General features: G+C 40.1%; 12 protein-coding genes. 2 read left to right on the forward strand and 10 right to left on the reverse strand.

Annotated features, from left to right (window positions below):
• Positions 1-6 precede the first annotated feature (6 nt).
• From E5342_RS08105 to E5342_RS08150, 10 genes are all read right to left on the reverse strand, one after another.
• On the reverse strand, positions 7-3288 hold the full coding sequence (locus E5342_RS08105; RefSeq protein WP_282593905.1) for a SusC/RagA family TonB-linked outer membrane protein: 3282 nt from the start codon (positions 3286-3288) through the stop codon (positions 7-9).
• 560 nt (positions 3289-3848) lie between these two features.
• Positions 3849-4502 carry a hypothetical protein gene (locus E5342_RS08110; protein WP_135959164.1) on the reverse strand — a complete coding sequence of 218 codons (654 nt, stop codon included), beginning with the start codon at positions 4500-4502 and terminating at the stop codon, positions 3849-3851.
• Positions 4502-5008, reverse strand: a complete 507-nt coding sequence (locus E5342_RS08115; RefSeq protein WP_135959165.1) for a hypothetical protein — start codon at positions 5006-5008, stop codon at positions 4502-4504. Before E5342_RS08115 ends, E5342_RS08110 begins: the two co-directional genes overlap by 1 nt.
• Before the next feature lie 18 nt (positions 5009-5026).
• On the reverse strand, positions 5027-6181 hold the full coding sequence (locus E5342_RS08120) for a glycoside hydrolase family 130 protein (RefSeq protein ID WP_135959166.1): 1155 nt from the start codon (positions 6179-6181) through the stop codon (positions 5027-5029).
• Positions 6182-6207: 26 nt separating this feature from the next.
• Complete coding sequence (locus E5342_RS08125) at positions 6208-6903, reverse strand: DUF3823 domain-containing protein (protein WP_246867078.1); 696 nt, start codon at positions 6901-6903, stop codon at positions 6208-6210.
• Between the two features lie 19 nt (positions 6904-6922).
• On the reverse strand, positions 6923-8779 hold the full coding sequence (locus E5342_RS08130) for a RagB/SusD family nutrient uptake outer membrane protein (protein WP_122380254.1): 1857 nt from the start codon (positions 8777-8779) through the stop codon (positions 6923-6925).
• A gap of 13 nt (positions 8780-8792) precedes the next feature.
• A complete protein-coding gene (locus E5342_RS08135; protein WP_135959167.1) occupies positions 8793-12131 on the reverse strand; it encodes a TonB-dependent receptor in 3339 nt (1112 codons plus the stop codon).
• 249 nt (positions 12132-12380) lie between these two features.
• Complete coding sequence (locus E5342_RS08140; protein ID WP_135959168.1) at positions 12381-13355, reverse strand: FecR family protein; 975 nt, start codon at positions 13353-13355, stop codon at positions 12381-12383.
• Positions 13356-13418: 63 nt separating this feature from the next.
• The gene (locus E5342_RS08145) at positions 13419-13997 is read right to left on the reverse strand and encodes an RNA polymerase sigma factor (protein ID WP_135959169.1); all 579 of its coding nucleotides are present in this window, start codon (positions 13995-13997) and stop codon (positions 13419-13421) included.
• Positions 13998-15111: 1114 nt separating this feature from the next.
• The gene (locus E5342_RS08150; protein ID WP_160217469.1) at positions 15112-17235 is read right to left on the reverse strand and encodes a sensor histidine kinase; all 2124 of its coding nucleotides are present in this window, start codon (positions 17233-17235) and stop codon (positions 15112-15114) included.
• 607 nt (positions 17236-17842) lie between these two features.
• Between E5342_RS08150 and E5342_RS08155 the strand changes: the two genes are divergently transcribed.
• Together E5342_RS08155 and ribF are read left to right on the forward strand one after the other, a co-directional pair.
• Entirely contained in the window at positions 17843-18346 is a 504-nt protein-coding gene (locus E5342_RS08155) for an RNA polymerase sigma factor (RefSeq protein WP_121736048.1), read from the forward strand.
• Positions 18347-18575: 229 nt separating this feature from the next.
• The gene (ribF, locus tag E5342_RS08160; RefSeq protein ID WP_135959170.1) at positions 18576-19496 is read left to right on the forward strand and encodes a riboflavin biosynthesis protein RibF; all 921 of its coding nucleotides are present in this window, start codon (positions 18576-18578) and stop codon (positions 19494-19496) included.
• Position 19497: the final 1 nt, after the last annotated feature.

A 19497-nucleotide genomic window follows, 5' to 3' on the forward strand; every position in this document is an offset into this window, starting at 1 on the left:
CAAGATTTAAAAAGTTACTGATACACCTAAGCTTATGCTTCGCATTTGAGGATAACTATTACCATCACCACTGCCTCGTTTCCCGTTCAAGCCAGACTTCATATCCGCATCCGTCAAGTCCGGGTCCGAACCATAGATATTTGTCACATCCAAATCACGGGTATGTTTATACAAGGGAGACCAGCACCACAAATTCTCCGCCGAGATATAAACCCGGGCATTTTGAAGCATGATCTTCGAAATCCATTGTTTGGGTAATGTATAACCAAATTGCAGATTCTTCAAACGGATATAAGCCACATTCTGCAAGTAACGAGTCTGTTTCGTATCTCTAATAGATGTATTATAACCCGCATAACGAGGCAAATAAGCGCCTTGATTATCCTCAGTCCAATAATTATCGACATGCCATGTCGGTAGATTATTATACGGACGATTATATTGTCCCCAGAAAATACATTCCGAACTAGGATACCAATCCTGCTTTCCTACACCTTGGAAGAAGGCTGATATAAAGAAGTTATTCCAATCACCGCTTAGGTTAATACTATAAGCAAAACGGGGTAAGCTATTACCTATCACCTTCAAATCCCCATGATCATCAACCCGGTTCGTTCCATAATCGATTGCACCGTTCCCGTCTTGATCCTTTAGCTTCACGTCTCCCGGATACCAAATATTTTTGGAAGATGACTTGATTAATTTCTGGGTAGCATGATTATCGATATCCGCTTGGTCTTTAAATAAGCCCTCGGTCTCGTATCCCCAAATCTCACCGACACGCATACCCTCATAGTAATCATCCAGATACTTATTCTCATTATTATAACGATCTATGGTTGAAATATAATCAGACAGAGTACCCTTGATCTCATAATTAAACTGTTTGCTAGCCAGCTCAAAATGATCACGCCAAGTCAATGTGATTTCCCAGCCTTTCGTTGTCATATCCGCATAGTTACCTTTTGGGGAAGCGGCACCGAAAATCTCAGGGAGCGTCTTACCGACCGTGTACATATCCGTAGTCTTACGGATGTAGTAATCGCCGGAGAAACGGAAACGATTGTTCAACATACCAAAGTCAAGTCCTACGTCAGTTGTCGTAGCAGTCTCCCAAGTAAGTCCGCTTGGCATAACGGCAGGTGCGCTGGTATACTTATTCAACGCTCCATTCAATACCCGATCGGAAGTCTTGATGCTTAAAAGCTCAAGGAAACTATACGGGTCAACATTACCATTACCCAGTGAACCATAAGAAGCCCTGACTTTCATATCCGAGAAGATTTGTTCATTCACCCGCCAGAACGGCTCCTCCGAGATTCTCCAACCCGCCGATACAGATGGGAAGAATGCCCATTGCTGATCTGTCAGGAATTTCGAGGAACCATCATAACGGCCGTTCACTTCCAACAGATAACGATCCTTAAACGCATAATTCAAACGGAAGAAACCACCGGCAACCCGCCAACGGTTATATTTACCGGATGTAGTGATAGCGTCACCCAACGCCAAATTGATGTTATCCGTATCATCAAATAACAATCCATTCCGCTGAACCTCTAGGTTCTTATATTGAGACTGCTCATAATTATAACCGATCATACCTTTAAAATAATGCGCCTCCGCAAACGTATCCTCATAATCGGCATAAATATTAGTAGCAATATAATCAGTCTTACCGGTCGTTTCTTTTAAATCATTGTATTTCTCGCTCAACAGCAAACTCTCACCTTCCACTTTGCTATAAGGAACCGGGACACGGCGTTGCGTCTTATTATTATCCGTATTCCTAAATGTAAAATCACCCCTTACATGCAACTTGTTGTTTAAGAATGATGTCGTAAAGCTAGTCGTATTCCGTAATACCTTATTATTCGTATCAATGCCGTTCTTGCCATATATGAAATCACCTATCGTATAAGCGGCCGCAAAAGACAGGCTTCCATCCGGATTGAAAATAGGCTGGCAAGGATGTCCCTCATCCGATATATTACGCCAGATCGAACCACCCTCACCGACATTCATCGGGTTATGATAATCCATATTCGAGAATTCCATGTTATTCTCTACTTTCAACCAATCAAACAGCTGGATAGAACCTTTCGCACGTAAATTCATCGTTTTGTAATCGTCCGTATTATAACGGAACAAACCATCATATCCATAGAAACGGCCGGATATATAATAATTTAATTTACCATTACTTCCTGTCAACGATAGATTATGGTCCTGCGCAAACGTATTCTTCTTATATAAAGCATCGTAATAATCCTCATTTCCGTAATAAACATACTTGCCGTTAGCATCTTTCTCTACTTCCGAGGTAATACCTTGTTCTTTCCGCAACCTAAAATCTTCCAGCCAACCAAGAGAGAAGTCTTGGGTCTTATTAATGTTCTTCGGATCTGCCGAATAATTGTTCCATGCGTGATAAGCCTCATAGAAACGTTCGGCATACATATATCCATCCGTCACCACATCGGGAACCGTAGCCGGGCGTTGCAATGAGAAATTACCCGTATACGTAATAGAGGTCTTATCTTTAGCCGGTTCTTTTGTCGTAATCAATACCACGCCAAACGTACCCCGGGCACCATAAATAGCGGCAGAGGCCGCATCCTTCAATACAGACACGCTAGCGATATCATTTGGATTCAACATAGAGGGATCCCCCTCAACACCATCGATCAAAACCAAGGCATCCCCGCCTTGACCAATAGAGGTCGTACCACGCACGTTATAACTAGCCGTACGGGTCGGCTTACCATCCGTCAATTGAATATTCAAGTTCGGGATAGAACCTTGCAACATCTGGGTAGCGTTCGATACGGAACGGTTCTCAAAAACCTCGCTCGTCACTTGTTCCACGGCACCCGTTAAGTTTACTTTCTTTTGAGTACCATAACCTACAACCACGACTTCATCTAATTTTTGAGTATCCTCATGAATAGAAATGACCAGATTATTCTTATTTCCTACCGGTACCTCTTGAGCTACGTAACCAATATAAGAGATTTGAAGTATCGAATTCGGAGTTACTTCGATGGAGAAATTACCATCAATGTCCGTGATCGTTCCATTCGTAGAACCTTTCACTACCACATTGGCGCCGATGATAGGTTCGCCTTTCAAATCTGTAACTACACCGGTCACTTTTCTTTGTTGCTGTGCTTCTGGCAAAGCCTCTATATCATGACTATTCGCACACAAGGCCATTGGAGTATTTACGCTCGGGAATAATGATGCGCAAAACAAAGCCTTGAAGAAAAAATGCTTGATATTACTCATTTTAAAACGTTTTTTATAATATATAGATTTTAACTAGATAACAAATGAAGACAGGTAGGCATACCGCCTTCTTCTCTTTTTACATTCATTCCGCATATTTACATAGGCTTCTCTTTTTTTAAGGTTAACTACTCTATTTACATTCTCTCATCTCAAATAAAAAACAAGACAAACGAGTTCCGGGAAGACTATGATTTTCAATAGAAAGAATTTAGGACATAAAGCCTGCTAGATCAATAGATAACCGGAATCCGGATAGAATATGATTGATCTAGTAAAAAGATTAGAAAGAAAAAATAGGATTATAATAGTGTACGGGAAAATGATTTATGTATCATAAAGAACCATAGTCTTCCCGGAACTAAGTCAGCAAGCAACCTTTAAAAAAGTAAACTATATGGATAGACTATGTCTTTTCTTAAGATCTAATGGCACAAAATTAGTGAATTTATCGTTTATTTAGCAACACTAGATACATTTTTCAACAAAAAAACACGTATGCTCTTTAGAGAACATACGTGCTTTCGAAACTTTAAAAACTTTATCTGGGGAATCGTCAATTATTCGATCGGATCTCCGGAGACTTGAAGGGCCGAATCATTACTTCTAGAGATCGCAACACACAACATACGATCGCCACCATTATGATAGAGAAAATATTTCCCTTTAAAATAAACAAGCCCAGTCATAAACACTACGTTATTTACAGTACCTTGTATCTCATACTCCCGATCTGGTTTCAGAAAAGCATTTTCCGAACGGTCCAATAATGCCGTTGGATCATTTGGATCAACTAGAGCTTGTCCTAATCCCGAGGCAAGAACAGGCTCTCCTGTCTCCCCTTCTTGTCGGAAACGGAACGTATTGTAAAAAACGACAATTCCCTTTTCCGTCTTAAGTGCATACCCACCTTCTATCACGCGATCATCAAATTTTCCTACACGTTTAGGCAATAAGACTTTAGGAGATCCATCCGGATTTTCCAACATCTTCCAATCCCGCAAATTATCCGAGGTCGCAATATACAAGCCTTCTTCACCCCAATACATCCAATATTTACCATTTATCTTTGCGGCGACTAATCTTCCATTCTTTAATTCCGTAATGATAGCAGCCGATTTAGACCATAAGCCAGCATACTTCTCCCCATGATATTTAGAGAAAGGCGACCCCTCCTTCTTCCAGTTTACTAAATCTTTAGAGGTCGCAACCATTAGTCTGGCAACCGACTGCAACCATCATACAACAGAACATAGCCTCCATCGGGAGATTCCACCAAACGGGGAATCTCGCAGCCTCCTCCCTCTTTATCCAAAAATAAATCATCTTGAGGATATAGTACAGGAGATCGCCGTGTAAAATTTATCCCATCAGAACTAACCGCCAGCCCAAGTCTCATAATGCTCGGGCTACCATGAGTATGAAGATTATATCCCCTGCTATCATCTTCACCTTGATAAATCATAAAGATCTGATTATCCTTCACAACCACAGCTCCGCCAATGATAGCCCTCGATTCCCATCTAACCTCTTTTCTTTCTAAAGGGCAATAGAATTTACTATCAAAGTTCGGGCCGAGTATCGGATTGATCCCTTCCGGTTCTTTCTCGAAAGGGCCAATCATCCAATCTTTATAAATCGAGGTGTCGATCTGAGCATTTACTAGGCCACAAAAAGACATAATAAATACACATACAAACAATCTATTATAGAACCACATACATTCTACTTTTAGACGTTACAGGGTTGGGGTATAAATAGCTACCCCAACTTTAGAATCCGCACAACCATAATACAAGTACCATTTATCTTTAAAGAATACCAACCCTTCAATAAATACAGTACCATCTACATACTGACCACTCTTCTCGAAATCAGCCATAGGTTGGAAAAATGGAACATCCAAACGAGCGATCGCTTTATAAGGATCGTTCAAATCAAACAATACTTGCCCCGCACTGTAAGTACCTGCGTTAAAACGAGGATCTCTCCTATCATCCTTTTGGTTCTTACCGTTATAAAGTAATAAGATCCCTTTATCAGTCATGATAGCAGGAGGTCCGCACTCTGTCAAGGCACTATCAAAATAATTATCACGAGGATAAATTAAGCCCAACAATTCATTCTGATCATTTAATACCGGAGTCCAAGTTATCAGATCGTCAGAGGTCGCAGCCGCAACCATCTGTTCCCCCCAATACATCAAGTATTTACCATTTACTTTCGTTATAACTTGTTTACCATCCACCACTTTTGTTACGATAGAACCGGACTTACATGCCATATCCTTAAAACGTTCATCATAAGCTTTCGCAAAAGCCGGGCCATGCTTCTCCCACGTCAATAAATCACGGGAAGTAGCGACAGACAAACGAGGAACCTCCCGATTCCATGCGGTATATATCATAACATAAAGCCCATCCTCCGTAACCGCTACACGAGGGTCCTCACAACCTCCTTGCCATTCAAATTCTTTCATATTATCCTCGGCGGGAAACATTACAGGAGTAGCATGCCGTTCCATCGTAACCCCATCTACACTCTCTGCCAATCCGATCCGAGAGGTACGTTTTCCGATACCCGTGGCTGAATTATCTTCCGCACGATACAAAACACAAATCTTCCCGTCTTTTACCACTGCCGCAGGATTGAACGTATCACTCTCTTCCCATCCTACCGGAGCCTTACGCATCGGACAATCAAACTTACTTTCCGGATTCGGAGTAATCACAGGATTCACTCCTTCCGGACGTACAAAATCACCCAAAGCCCATACGGGAAGATTATTTGTGTTGTTAGCGATCACCTCTGTCGGTACCTGTTTCGCCTTATTGCCACATGCCAACAAGCAAACACATAAGAACGATACAGGTATTAGATTTAAATAATTCATATATACTATTTTAATTTACAAATTAACTACAAAATCACTTCCATTATCTGAGAGTAATTAATTACCCCTTCTGTTTTCGCTCCTATACGGACATAGATCTTATTACCATTCGCTTTAACCTTATACTCATTATCTAAGAATGTTTGATCAGCTACCAAGTCAAATGTAATCGTTCCAGACAATTCATTCACTGTAACTTTCCCCGCTTGGTTCGCTCCACCATCATCTACACCCGGAGCAAAGTTCCAATACCCATATACCTCATCCGTTGTATATGAAGACCGGGTCTTGCTCACTTGATAATTGATAGAAACTTTTTTCCCTGAAACAGAAGCCGAGGCTTCAATCCTTGCATACGGAATCACTGGGATATTTACTTCTGTTTGTCCTTCCACGGTTGCCCGGACCTCTTCCGAAGTTACGAAAGGTCCTTCTACCGTAATCAAGTAATCGCAATTAAATATACGAGAATTATTAAAGGTACCATCTTGTTTCGCATAGAAATCCACTGTTTTAGTAGCCCCCGTACCTTGTTCCATCAACTTTATAATCACACCTGTAGAGCCCTGTACAGGCAGAGGAACAGGCTGATTTGTCTCAGCATCTAATATCGTACCATAAACCCCTCCATCCGGAGCGTCATAATTATCCAACTCATTTACACAAGAGCACATCAGGCATAAAGACATCAATGATAAAAAGCATATATTTATAAATCTCATAACTCTAATACATTTTAAATTAATTTGTATAACCGGGATTCTGTACCAATTTCGGATTCGAGTTCATGTCATCCGATCCGATCTTCACATAATAATTCTTTTCCAAGAATAAACGCACCTGTTTCGGAGGCTTATTTCCACGTTCAAATACATACTTTTGAGTGCGAGTATCCAGCCATGGATAAAGGGCGGAACCTCGGAAACCATTCAAGCCCCCCTGCGCTACATCCAAATGAGCAATTCGCCAACGACGCATATCCCAATAACGATGCCCCTCAAATGCCAACTCAACCTTACGCTCGTGACGTACTTTTTGGATATCGATGGATGTCTGTTTAGCGATTCCCGCACGCTCACGAATAGCGTTGATAGCATTCAAAGCCTCTTGCTCCTTTCCTCCCATCTCTACGGCAGCCTCCGCTAGATTCAAATACATCTCGGCCAAACGGAAGACCGGTCTAGGAGTCTCCGACTTACCCATATTTAGGTCTGTCAATGTCTCATCCCAGAACTTTTTCTGATAGAAGCCCGTTTTAGAAGGGTCACCCGCATCTGCTCCACCATCCTTACCTGATACATTATACGTAATCCCGGTAGATGGATCCACATAGTTTTCTACCGCATCTGGTTGCTTGGTCGCTTGAATCTTTTCGCCATTCGAATTAATGATACCTCTTCTCCATTCTACGATATCACCCTTACAAGGAGAACCCGGCAAATAAACAGAGGCGAACAATCTCGGATCTTTATTCGCAAATAACTCCATCGGATCATCGAAAGCACGTGCCGAGCCATCCGGATTGGTTAATACCAAGGTACCCTCCGAACCATCTAAATATTCATATTCCTCAACCATTTCGAGCGTAGGAGCCGCACCACAGCCCCAGCCTCCGGCACGGAACGAAAAAGGAGCGTTACGTTTATCAAAGTCATGTCCTTTTCCTCCAGCCACATTATATTGCTTTTGGAAAATATATTCACCGTTATCACCATTACCTTTCAAAAACATATCACAATAGTTCTGAGCTCGATCATCCGGTTTTTTCAGATATAAAGCATAAACTCCTAAGTCCATAACTTTTTTAGAAGCATCATATGCTATTTGATAAAAGTGATTCGCCTTCTCGGTAGGAATCCCCACGATACCATCCAATTGAACCGTACCATATTTAGCGATAGATCCGGCATATAAAGCGGCACGAGAACAAAGAGCCAGAGCAGCCCCTTTATCGGCTCTATACTTTCCGGAAGCATCCCGTTGTAATGGTAAGTTTTCTGCGATAGCATTACACTCGTCAATAATAAAGTTATACACCTCTTCCTCTTTTGAACGAGGAAGTTGCAAAGATTCTAATTGATCCGCCCCATTATATTCTTGAGGCTCCATTATTATAGGAACTCCACCATAGCGTTTTACCAACGTAAAATAATGCCAAGCACGGATAAAACGAACCTCGGCTTCCAAAGAGGCCTTTTCTGCCTCATCCAACAATGCTTCTTTCAGCTGAGCAAGGAAATCATTACAATTACGAATGCCTTTATATGGGTCCGCAAAGGTGCCAAACAGATCATCAGCATAGGCATAAGTCGCATTACCATTATCAAATACCGGATCTTTTTGGAAAGAGCCTTGCGCCTCATCCGACATCGTTGTCAAGTTCACTAATTGATAATCGGCATAATGTCTATAATTAAAATCTTCCAATTGCATCTTATCATACAAGTTCACCAATACACCATTAATCAATTTAGGATCTTCCCAAACTTGGTCCGGCGTGATCAAATCAAACGGTTCTTTATCCAAATAATCACAACTCGTGAAGGAAAGAAACGCAATGCCACAAATCAAACTATTAAAATATTTTATCGTATTCATAAAAGTTCCACTATTAGAATGTTAAATTAATACCAAAATTATAAGACTTCATTTGCGGGTAATATTGTAAATTCGTCTGTGAGTTCTCCGGATCCATGTACTTCATCATTCCACCTCTAGTTATAGTCAAAGGATTATAACTATTCACATAAATCCTGACATTCTCCAATCCGGCTTTCGCTAACCAAGTCTTCGGTAAAGTATAACCTAACTCTATTGTTTTTAATCGTAGATAATTCGCCTTCAATAAGCTCCATGTACTAGTCTCATTATTCAAACTAAAACCAGTAGGGCGTACAGCCGGCATCTCACCTGAAATCCATACGCTATTTACATCCGAGGGATTTTCTCTATGCCAACGGTCTTCCCAGAAGACCACACCATTACCTAATCCCTGTTGAATAAACGGGTCTAAGAATGTCTCAAACACTTTCACCTCATGTCCAGCGGCACCTTGGAAAAATGCGGTAAAATCAAAGCCATTCCAGTTTACCGATAAATTCAATCCATAATACATACTCGGTGTATCGCTATGCCCAACAGGTTTCTTATCTTTATCATCAATAATTCCATCCTCATTGATATCAGCGTATTTAATATCTCCGGGCAATAAAGACTTGTTGCCATTACCGTCTTGGATAGGCGCATTCAGTATCTCCTCAAAACTCTGGAACTGTCCTAATGCCTCATATCCCCAAGTGATACTTTTATATCGATCATTCGTGTTATTCCTCCAATTCTCATACATATTACCGGAAACAGCACGTTCTACATACCGATTCAGTTCGCGGGTAGTCGTAAAGTTCGCACTTACGCTATAAGACACCTTACCTATCGTATGACGATGTGTAAGTACAAGCTCAAAACCTCTTGTTTTATCCGAATTTAGGTTTTCTTGTGGTAAGTTCTTTCCAAATGAAGTCGGCAAAGTCAATAAACGATTCGCTAATAATCCTTTACGGCGACGCTCAAAGTAATCGAACTCCGCAGAGATCAAGCCATTTAATACAGATGCTTCAAAACCGATATTGGCCGTTGTAGATTCATACCACGTTAAATTAAGATTAGGCAATCCTTTATCTTCCGCACCATTAGAAAGTCCGTCAGAGCCCAATACATAATTACCCGATGGATACTTATAACCACTTAAATACTGAAAAGCAGCAAAATCACCTTCATCGCCCACCTTTCCATAAGATCCACGGATCTTTAAATTATCTATGAACGATACATTTTCCTTGAAGAAAGCCTCTTGTGAAACTCTCCATCCCAGAGAAACAGCCGGGAAAAATCCCCAACGACTATCGCTCGCAAACTTATAAGAACCATCATAACGAAAACTTACCTCAGCCAGATATTTACTATCATACGCATAATTCACACGCCCCACCAAACCTTCATGAGCAGAAACTTCCGCATTTCCATCATTACTCTTATTCGTATTATCACCCGCATTCATTTGGTCAAGAGCACTGATGTAAAATTGACGATAGGCAGAAAACCAGTCCTTACGATAATTCCTCATTTCCCACAATAACAAAGCGCCGACATCATGTTTACCGAATGTATTATGATAATTGACAGAGTATTGCTGGTTAGGCATAAAAGAATTCTCATTCTTCTCGTCCAACGTAGAAAGCGCATGTCGTGTTATTTTATTATAAGTTTCATTTACCGCATCATACTGGTATTCATAGTATTCCTTGAACCATTTCTTCTCAAACAGATTATTATAATCGTATGATAGCAATGCCTTTACCGATAAGCCTTTTACCCAAGGTAGATCCCAATTGATAGTCAATGCCCCATTAAACTCCCGACGGTCTCTCTTATCGTATCCAACTTCACTAGCGTTGATTACCTGCATCGGATTAGGCTCATTACCTGCGGTATTGTAATAAGGAGGCGTATTATTAGCATATACTGTTTTTAACGGGCTAGACAAATATACATCTTTGAAGACACTTTGGTCATATGGTTTATTCCGAGTATCCAAACGACCACTAAGTTGTAAACCTACCGTTAAGCCTTTCGTGATCTCCGCATTAACATTAGAGCGTACATTATATTTACGATAGTTTTGATCTCCCGAAACCCAAATACCGTCTTGACTTGTATAGCCTAAAGAAAAATAATATTTAACTTTCTCCGTTCCTCCGGAAACATTCAAGTTATGATACATTTGAGGAGCCGATTTCCGAGTTATCTCTTTCCACCAGTTCGTACTAGGATAAGCGGGATCTGCACCCGTCCTATATTTTTCAATCTCTTCTTCAGAATAAGGAGCCTGTACTCCAATATTCATCTGCGCCTCATTCCACAAGGTCGCATATTGATACGCATTGTATAATTCAGGGAACCGAGTCACCTGTTGGAGGCCATAATAACCATTATATGAAATTTTTGGTTTGCTGATCTCTCCCTTCTTGGTTGTTACTAAAATAACGCCATTCGCCCCCTTAAAACCATAGACAGCGGCAGAAGCATCTTTCAAGATACTAATCGACTCTATATCATTTGCATCGATCTGAGTAAAATCACGCTCCACACCATCTACAATCACCAATGCGCTTCCAAAGCCACGGATATCGATACTAGCCGCATCATCACCGGGAGCACCACTTCTCTGTACCGCCCGTAGACCGGGTAACTTACCAGCCAAAGCATTCGTCACATTCGGAGTCTTGACAGAAACAATGTCTTTCGTCTGCAACGAAGCTACGGAACCAGTCACGGACGCACGCTTTTGTAGGCCATATCCTACAACTACGACCTCATCCAGCTTTTGAGTATCTTCCCGTAAAAAGGCGTTCAACACAGATTTTCCGGCAATCGCCACGTCTAATGTATTATAACCAATATAGGATATTTGCAAGGTTGCCTGCGGAGAGGAGACTTCCAATGAATAATGACCATCCAAATCTGTTATCGTACCATTCGTCGTACCCCTTTCAACCACGTTTGCACCAATCACCGGCTCCCCGCTCTGATCCATGATAGTACCGGTAATCACTCGTTTCTGTTGTTGGGTAACAGATGTATTTTTAGAAGACAAAACAATCTGGCTATTATCTTTTAAGACATAAGTAATGGATGTTTGCCTAGAGATCTGTTCTAAGATATTTTGTATACTGGCATTCTTGACATCCACTGATATACGGGTACTCAACCCGGGTAGATCATCATTATAAAAAAATCGGTAGTCGCTTACCTTTTCTATTTCCTTAATCACCTCACGCATCGTTTGGTTCTTAAGAGTAAGCGTAATTTGAGCCATTGCGGATAAACCAGAAGAGGCCAACGCAAATGAACATAGGATCGCTCGTAAAAGAATTTGCTTGATGTTACTCATTTTTAAGTGTTTTTTATATATTATATAAATAATAAAAGGTAACTTTACAAGATAAAATACATGGCAATAATCTGATAGATAGAGGCAACCCGCCAGTTGTCTTATCTTTTTAAACTTTATATGTCATGATTTTATACTTATAAAAACAATACATTGGGGGGACAGGTCTTTACCCTAAAGGAACTGTCCCTTTATTATTCTTTCTTTATATCATAGGCATCATCATTTTAAGGTTAACTAAAACTTATCTCATTTCTCTCTCAGTGTTATCGTATCGCCTTCCGATCCGTATAAAATTGGAGCGGTAAGACTTATAATCTCAAAGATGTTATCCAAGCTATTATTCTTTATAACCCCAGAAAAGCGATAACGTTTTATCCGCTCCGAATCAAATTTGACTTGTACGTTATACATCCGATTCAACAATACGGCTATATTCTCCAAAGTCTCACTCTCAAAAGCCAACTCATCATTTCTCCACATCCGGGCATACGACGAATTGGTAAGTCTTTCTACCAACAGCCTCCTACTGGCCTTATTGAAACGCACATGCTGATCTGGAGATAAAACCGCCATTTCATTTCCCGCAACAGCCCGGATACTTCCTTCAAATAGGGTCGCCGTTAATTCTTTATCCTCATCATATGCCTTGACATTAAACGCCGTACCCAAAGCTTCCAGCTCCAAGTCTCCTGCCTTTACGACAAAGCGATGCTTCTTATCTTTAGCGACCTCAAAATAGGCCTCACCGGACAGGAAGACTGCTCTTTCATCCTTCCCGTAATCTCCATCGTACGTAACACGAGTATGCGAGTTTAGCCAAACTTTCGTTCCATCCGGCAGGGCCAAACTAGCACGTTGCCCCTTTTCCGCCGATACGATATATTCCTGTTGATTCCCACCTACACCCCGTGTATATAAATGAGATCCGATTCCCAGACTCACACATAAAAGAATAACAGCCGCATACGACCACCACTTCCCGAAGGATCTTCTTTTAGGCGTTTTCATCCGGTTCTTGATTTGGTGGAACATCCGTCCTTGTATCTCCGCCGATAATTCTCTACCGGACACATCTTCCCATTTCCGCTTATAAAATGAGAATATCTCATCTTTCGAACGAACATTCATAAACCACCCCAGAAGCTCTTTTTCTTCTTCCGGTGAAGTACTGCCACTCATAAAGCGGTCCAACAAATCAATATATCTATTATTTTTTGCCATCGTATATATAGTATATCTTCGAGAGAAGGCATCCCCCTACAAGTTATTTGAAAAGACAAAGATTTAACATTCATTAATTAAAAACAATAATAGTGCAGCCAATAGACAATCGGAAGACAGCCGATCCCGCAAAAAACGTAAAGCCCTGTTTACCTGTGTCTCCACAGTCTTTTCGGAGATAGAGAGGCGTTTCGCTATTTCTCTATATGATAAATGTTCATGACGGCTCAAACGAAATATCTCCCGACGTGATGGCGGTAATTCTTCTATCAAGCTATTAATATATTCCCGTAAAGACTCCGCATCAATTCGCTCTTCCATAAGCGAATCAACATCTGATAGCTGTCGTTGTAGGCTTTCCGTCAGTTTCTCGGAGAGTAGCCGATTCTCTGTCTCTTTATAAACTAAGTTACGGGCGATGGTGAATAGATAGGCGTCAAAGTTTTGCTCCGCATCTATCGTCTCATGTTTCTCCCAAATCTTAAGAAAAACGTTTTGAGTCAAGTCCTCTGCCATAGATTTTTCATATAGTAATGAGTAAATAAAATGATATACATGCTCATTATACTTCCAGAATAGGGCCTCAAAAGCCTTTTCATCCCCATTCTTCAGATCTATAAGCAAATGTTTATCCACTTTCATATTACATATATCCACTATATGGCTCTTATCCCCCTTGTGTATATTTGTAGTTCATATACATGAGTTCTGGTGAGACCACGTTAGTTTGTACGGATGATATGAATGATAAGATATAGATAATCAAGGAATAATTAAATGACAGAAGTTCCAACAGTATTGGAAAGTTAAAGAGATGATAAACTATTGGATTGTTGTTTAGATATTTATAATATAAACAAAACGTAGTCTCACCAGAACCAAATACAAAGTTACAAATAAGTTCTCAAATATAGGCAAACATCATTACATTCCAAAATGATTTATGATAGTAAGGTATTCTTTTAGTAAATAGGATTTTATTCAGTGCTATATTGAAATTTGCCAAGTAAGCAAATGCTTTATAAACCTAACTATTTGTCCAATATAACCTCATTTTACTAACACCCCCCTTCTTCTAATAAAGGAAAAAGGAGGAAACCATAAGGTTAAAAGAGAGCATTATCCCCATTTTTCGGCAAAAAAGGTCTCATTTTATCACAAGACTAGTGTCGAATGCCAACGAAAATAGTAGTGTTTGCCATCACATACAGTAGTATTGGATGATACATACAGTTGTAATTGACGTCAGAACCTATAGTAATTGGCATCGGAACCGGATAAAAAGCCATTCCTAACTTATGCAGCTATGAATTAGAATGAATACAAGTGAATTTCTTTGCTAGAATAAATGGGTTAAAAACAGCATACAACTGACATTCAAATGATTACTGATTTATTTTCTCATATTTGGCAATCAACTGTATATTGGCCCGGAAAACTTGATTCTCCGAGCCTTTAAAATACATTTTGTCAATTTGTAAATAGCTCTTCTCTTAGAACTATTCACCCAACTTATCAAGCAGTTCGTAAGAAGGGAGTAAGAAAGAAGTATGCCGCCCAAGACCTGTCGGCTATTCGGGAACTGGCCCTGCAAGTAATCAAAGGTCGCAACGACAAGCGGAGTATCAGGAAAAGACGTTTTCGTACCTCTCTTTCGCAGGATTATCTGTTGGAATTACAGGTAATCTCATTAGAGGATAACCCATCCTTCACGCCCAGATAGTCGAAAAAGCTAGTCACCTCTTAAATTTTCGCCTTATAATACCTTTTCGATAGGGAAATACTTGATGGTAAAGAAAAAAGTAGCCCCCTTACCCTCATCAGACTCAACCCATATTCGTCCACCCATACGCTCTACAATTACCTGACAGATAGACAATCCCAAGCCTGTTCCCGACACGAAATTGTTTAACTTGATGAAACGTTCAAATACATTTCGCAATTGTTCCTTCGGGATTCCACACCCCGTATCAGCTACATAAAATTCGAGTACATCCTCATCTACCAATCTATACCCAAAGTGAATGTAGCCCTCTTTGGTGAATTTCACCGCATTTGTCAACAAGTTGATCAAAACCTGAGATAACCTATTCTTATCCACATAAAGACAGCAACTTGGCATACAGTCCATAAAACGCAATTCTACGGCATCTGTTCTCCTCAGACGCATAGAACTTTCCAGTTCTTTCATCAAGACATTCAAATCTACCTCATTACGGACAAACTCCAAAGTCCCGGCCTCTATTTTCGACAAATCAAGTATATCACCGATCAATTGCAACAACAGCATATTATTACTCTCAATGATAGAAACAAATTGCTTCTTTTCCTCCTCATCGTCCGTAATCGCCAATATCTGCGAGAAACCGACAATGGCATTTAATGGAGTCCTGATCTCATGGCTCATATTTGCTAGAAAAGTAGATTTCAGCCGATTGGATTCCTCCGCCTTATCTCTAGCCTTTAATAATTCTTCCTCTATTCTTTTCCGCTCGGTGATTCTAAGCGAGGAGCCGGTCAATACGACCGGATGCCCCTCCTCGTCTCTCTTCTCTACGATTGCCTGCACCTCTATCCAATCAAAACGAGGAGTATTCCTTCCCGATCTATAGATAAGGAATTCTTCTTTTATCTTGTTGACGTCCCCTCTAATCAATGCCTCACATACATCCTTCATCCGATCTCTATCAGATTTACGGATCTTACTGAAATATTTCTCTTCCGATATCTCAAGCGATTTTTTCGATATGGACCGATCCGAATTAGAATGCTGAACATCACAGAATATGAGATGCGCTCGCAAATCCCACCTCCATGGAATAATATTGGCGATATCCAATGCCAGAGATAATTTGCAGTTCAACGCACGGTAGTTTCTCATCAGCTCCAACTCACGTCGTTGCAAGTTTCTCTGGCGGCCCAAAGTCTCTATTCTCCAAAGAAGGAAGAAGATAATAAAGAACAATAACAAAATACCCATAGAGATATGCAAGCGATACTGTTCCCAGAATGTAGAAGGCCTCAGATAAAAGAACGTATCAGGAGGACAATTGTAAGGAGAGATTCCTTTCTTCTCCAGTACTTGATAATCAAATACAGGCCTAGCATAGTCAGGAGAGACTATAGATCCACCAGATGTTCCCTTCAGCACGGACCTCACGGTCTTTATGACAATGTCATGTATACTGGATGCGACGTAAAAATATCCTCCCAGCAATCCGTTCTTATCAATCGCCATATCATTCAAGGTGAATATGGGAGATGAGGTATATGAACTTATTGTCTGATAGAGGTCTGAGCTTTGAACCACATATTTCCCCTGTCGGCTTTTAAACGTCCATGAAGACAATAATACCCCAGTCCTAGCATCTACGTTCCTCAAGGAATCTATCAAACTACTTACCGAAGTATCTCCTGCCGTTAACACCGTAAGCTGTATATCTGGGTACTCGGTTCGCACAAGACTCTCTACTATATCTTGATTCTGTAAACCCAAAAAGGTCTTATCCGACAGAAACAACAACCTCTGCATATCCGGTATCAAGCTATGCATCAAGTTAACGGTCTCTTTTATATAATCTGGAATAAAAAGAACTGTCACTTGGGGATGCGAACGAATAACATCTTGTATCGGAGTTTTTTCATCCTGCGTGATAATCCTTTCCTGCAAATAAGTCTCCCGCAAACCTATATATAATTTATGTGTATATAATAAGATCGGGATCTTCTGTCCCCAAGCTTCTTCCAACTTATCAAGTAATAAGGCAAACGCCGGATTTCCCAATAACAAGATCAAGCGAGGAGGCGACTTATACCTTGCGAAAAAATCCTCCTTAAACAGAGATAGATCTTCCTCGTTCTGTATTAACAACATATTCATGTGCTCCGTATAAGCTGTTAGTTCCTCATACTCTTTAAGTAACGTCTCGTAAATAGGTACGGTACAATTATAGCTCCAGGGAGAATTTTCAGAGTAAGAGTTTATAATAAGTATATAATCTTCGTTTTTTGGAGATTGCGACATAAGATCAGTACAAATTCCTAACGAAACCAAGATAAGAACAAATAGTTTTTTTACACAACTCATAGTTTTTTCAAATATGCGCAAAAATAAACATTTTTCATAAAACATAATATTGTATCTATAATAATAATCATTTATTACCCAATAATGGTGAACAAAGCAATTTCAGATATTACTATTCAATACTTCAAAGTTACCAGACATCAATATTCAGACACATATTGTCATGTTGAAAATTATAAGCAAATACTTGAATATTTCGAATAATAGAACTTGAACAACTTGAAAATCTTATTTATTTTCATTCATTTTCGCTGTAAAAATATTAACTTACAATTTTAAATATCAATAATTATTAAAGAATCACATGTTATTGTACTAAATATATACATTTGCCAAGTCTTTTAATAGTTAAAGGACGATAAGTGATATAAATAATAAGTTTTTATTCAATTTGTAACCTATGAACGCATTAACATTTCAAAAGAAATTATTAAGCATGCAGGAGAACATGATGAATTTCGCGCTCATGCTTACAGCGAATCGGGAAGATGCTTTCGATTTGACACAAGACACGACTTTAAAAGTTCTTAGCAATCAGGAAAAGTTTGTGGATAATGTAAACTTCAAAGGCTGGGTCCTTACAGTAATGAGAAATATATTCATCAACAACTACCACAAAGTGGTACGTGAACAAACCCTGATCAACCGGGATGCAGACTTATACAATTTAGACGTATTGAGCAACTCCGGTTTTGACTCTCCGGAAGGAACTTGTCAAATTAATGATATAACAGAAGCGATCAATAACTTGAACACTGATTTGAAGGCTCCTTTCTCAATGTTCGTGAGTGGTTATAAATATCATGAGATAGCAGAAAAGCTAAATCTACCGCTAGGCACAATAAAAAGCCGCATCTTTTTCGCCCGAAAGGAATTACAGAAAACATTAAAAGATTTCCACTGATAAACTTTTAATTAAATAAAAAGCTCCTATTCCTCTTTCACTTACATCAAGAAATAGGAGCTTTAACATAGATACCCTATTCGAAAAGATCCGACAGGACTACAAACACGCATCCAACAAGGAGACAAATTTTAGTACAGCTGTCTTAGTATCCTTAGATAAGAACACGATTATTAAAAATTATCCCGTACATTTGTCTTTCGATTGGAATTGAAACGAATAAGGCGCAATGATTGTTGTAAGAGATTTTGACAGACTGAAAGAAAAGGAACTGGTGGCTACGATCGGATTTTTCGATGGTGTGCATCTAGGGCACCGTTTCTTAATCGACGAGATGAAAGAGATTGCCAAAGCACGTAACCTGCCATCGGCCGTAATCACCTTCCCGAAACATCCCCGGACCGTATTGCACACGGATTACCAACCGAAGCTATTAAATTCTTTCGAGGAGAAGTTACAGCAATTAGAGACTACCGGAGTAGATTATTGCATCGTATTAGATTTTACGATCGAGCTATCCCGACTCTCAGCCAAGGAGTTCATCACCTCCATTTTAGCGAAAAGCCTGCATGTAAAGACTTTATTGATCGGATACGACCATCGTTTCGGGCACGATCGGACGGATGGTTTCGAGCAATATGTCGTTTATGGCACCGAATGTGGCATCGAGGCGCTAAAGGCATCTCCCTATGACGAAGGAAACACGGCTGTCAGCTCTTCCGAAATCCGGAAATTACTACAAGCCGGGAATGTAGCGGAAGCCGCTTATTTGCTGACTTATCCTTATCAATTGCTAGGACATATCGTCAGCGGCTATAAAGTGGGACGCACGCTAGGATTTCCCACGGCGAATATACGGGTAGATGAGCCTTTCAAAGTCATACCCGGCATTGGCGTATATGCCGTATGGGTGGAAGTGGAAGGCAAACGATATAAGGGAATGCTTTATATCGGCGACCGTCCGACACTCAATAATGGAACGGATATATCTCTCGAAGTCAACATTCTGGATTTCTCCGGAGATATCTACAATGATAGCATTCGTGTTTCATTCGTTCAATATGTACGTGGAGACATCAAATTCGATTCCTTAGAAGCATTGAAAGCCCAGCTGGAGAAAGACAGATGCACCGTAAATAATTTATTATAAG

The sequence above is a fragment of the Parabacteroides distasonis genome (genome assembly GCF_004793765.1).
Lineage (GTDB): Bacteria > Bacteroidota > Bacteroidia > Bacteroidales > Tannerellaceae > Parabacteroides > Parabacteroides distasonis_A.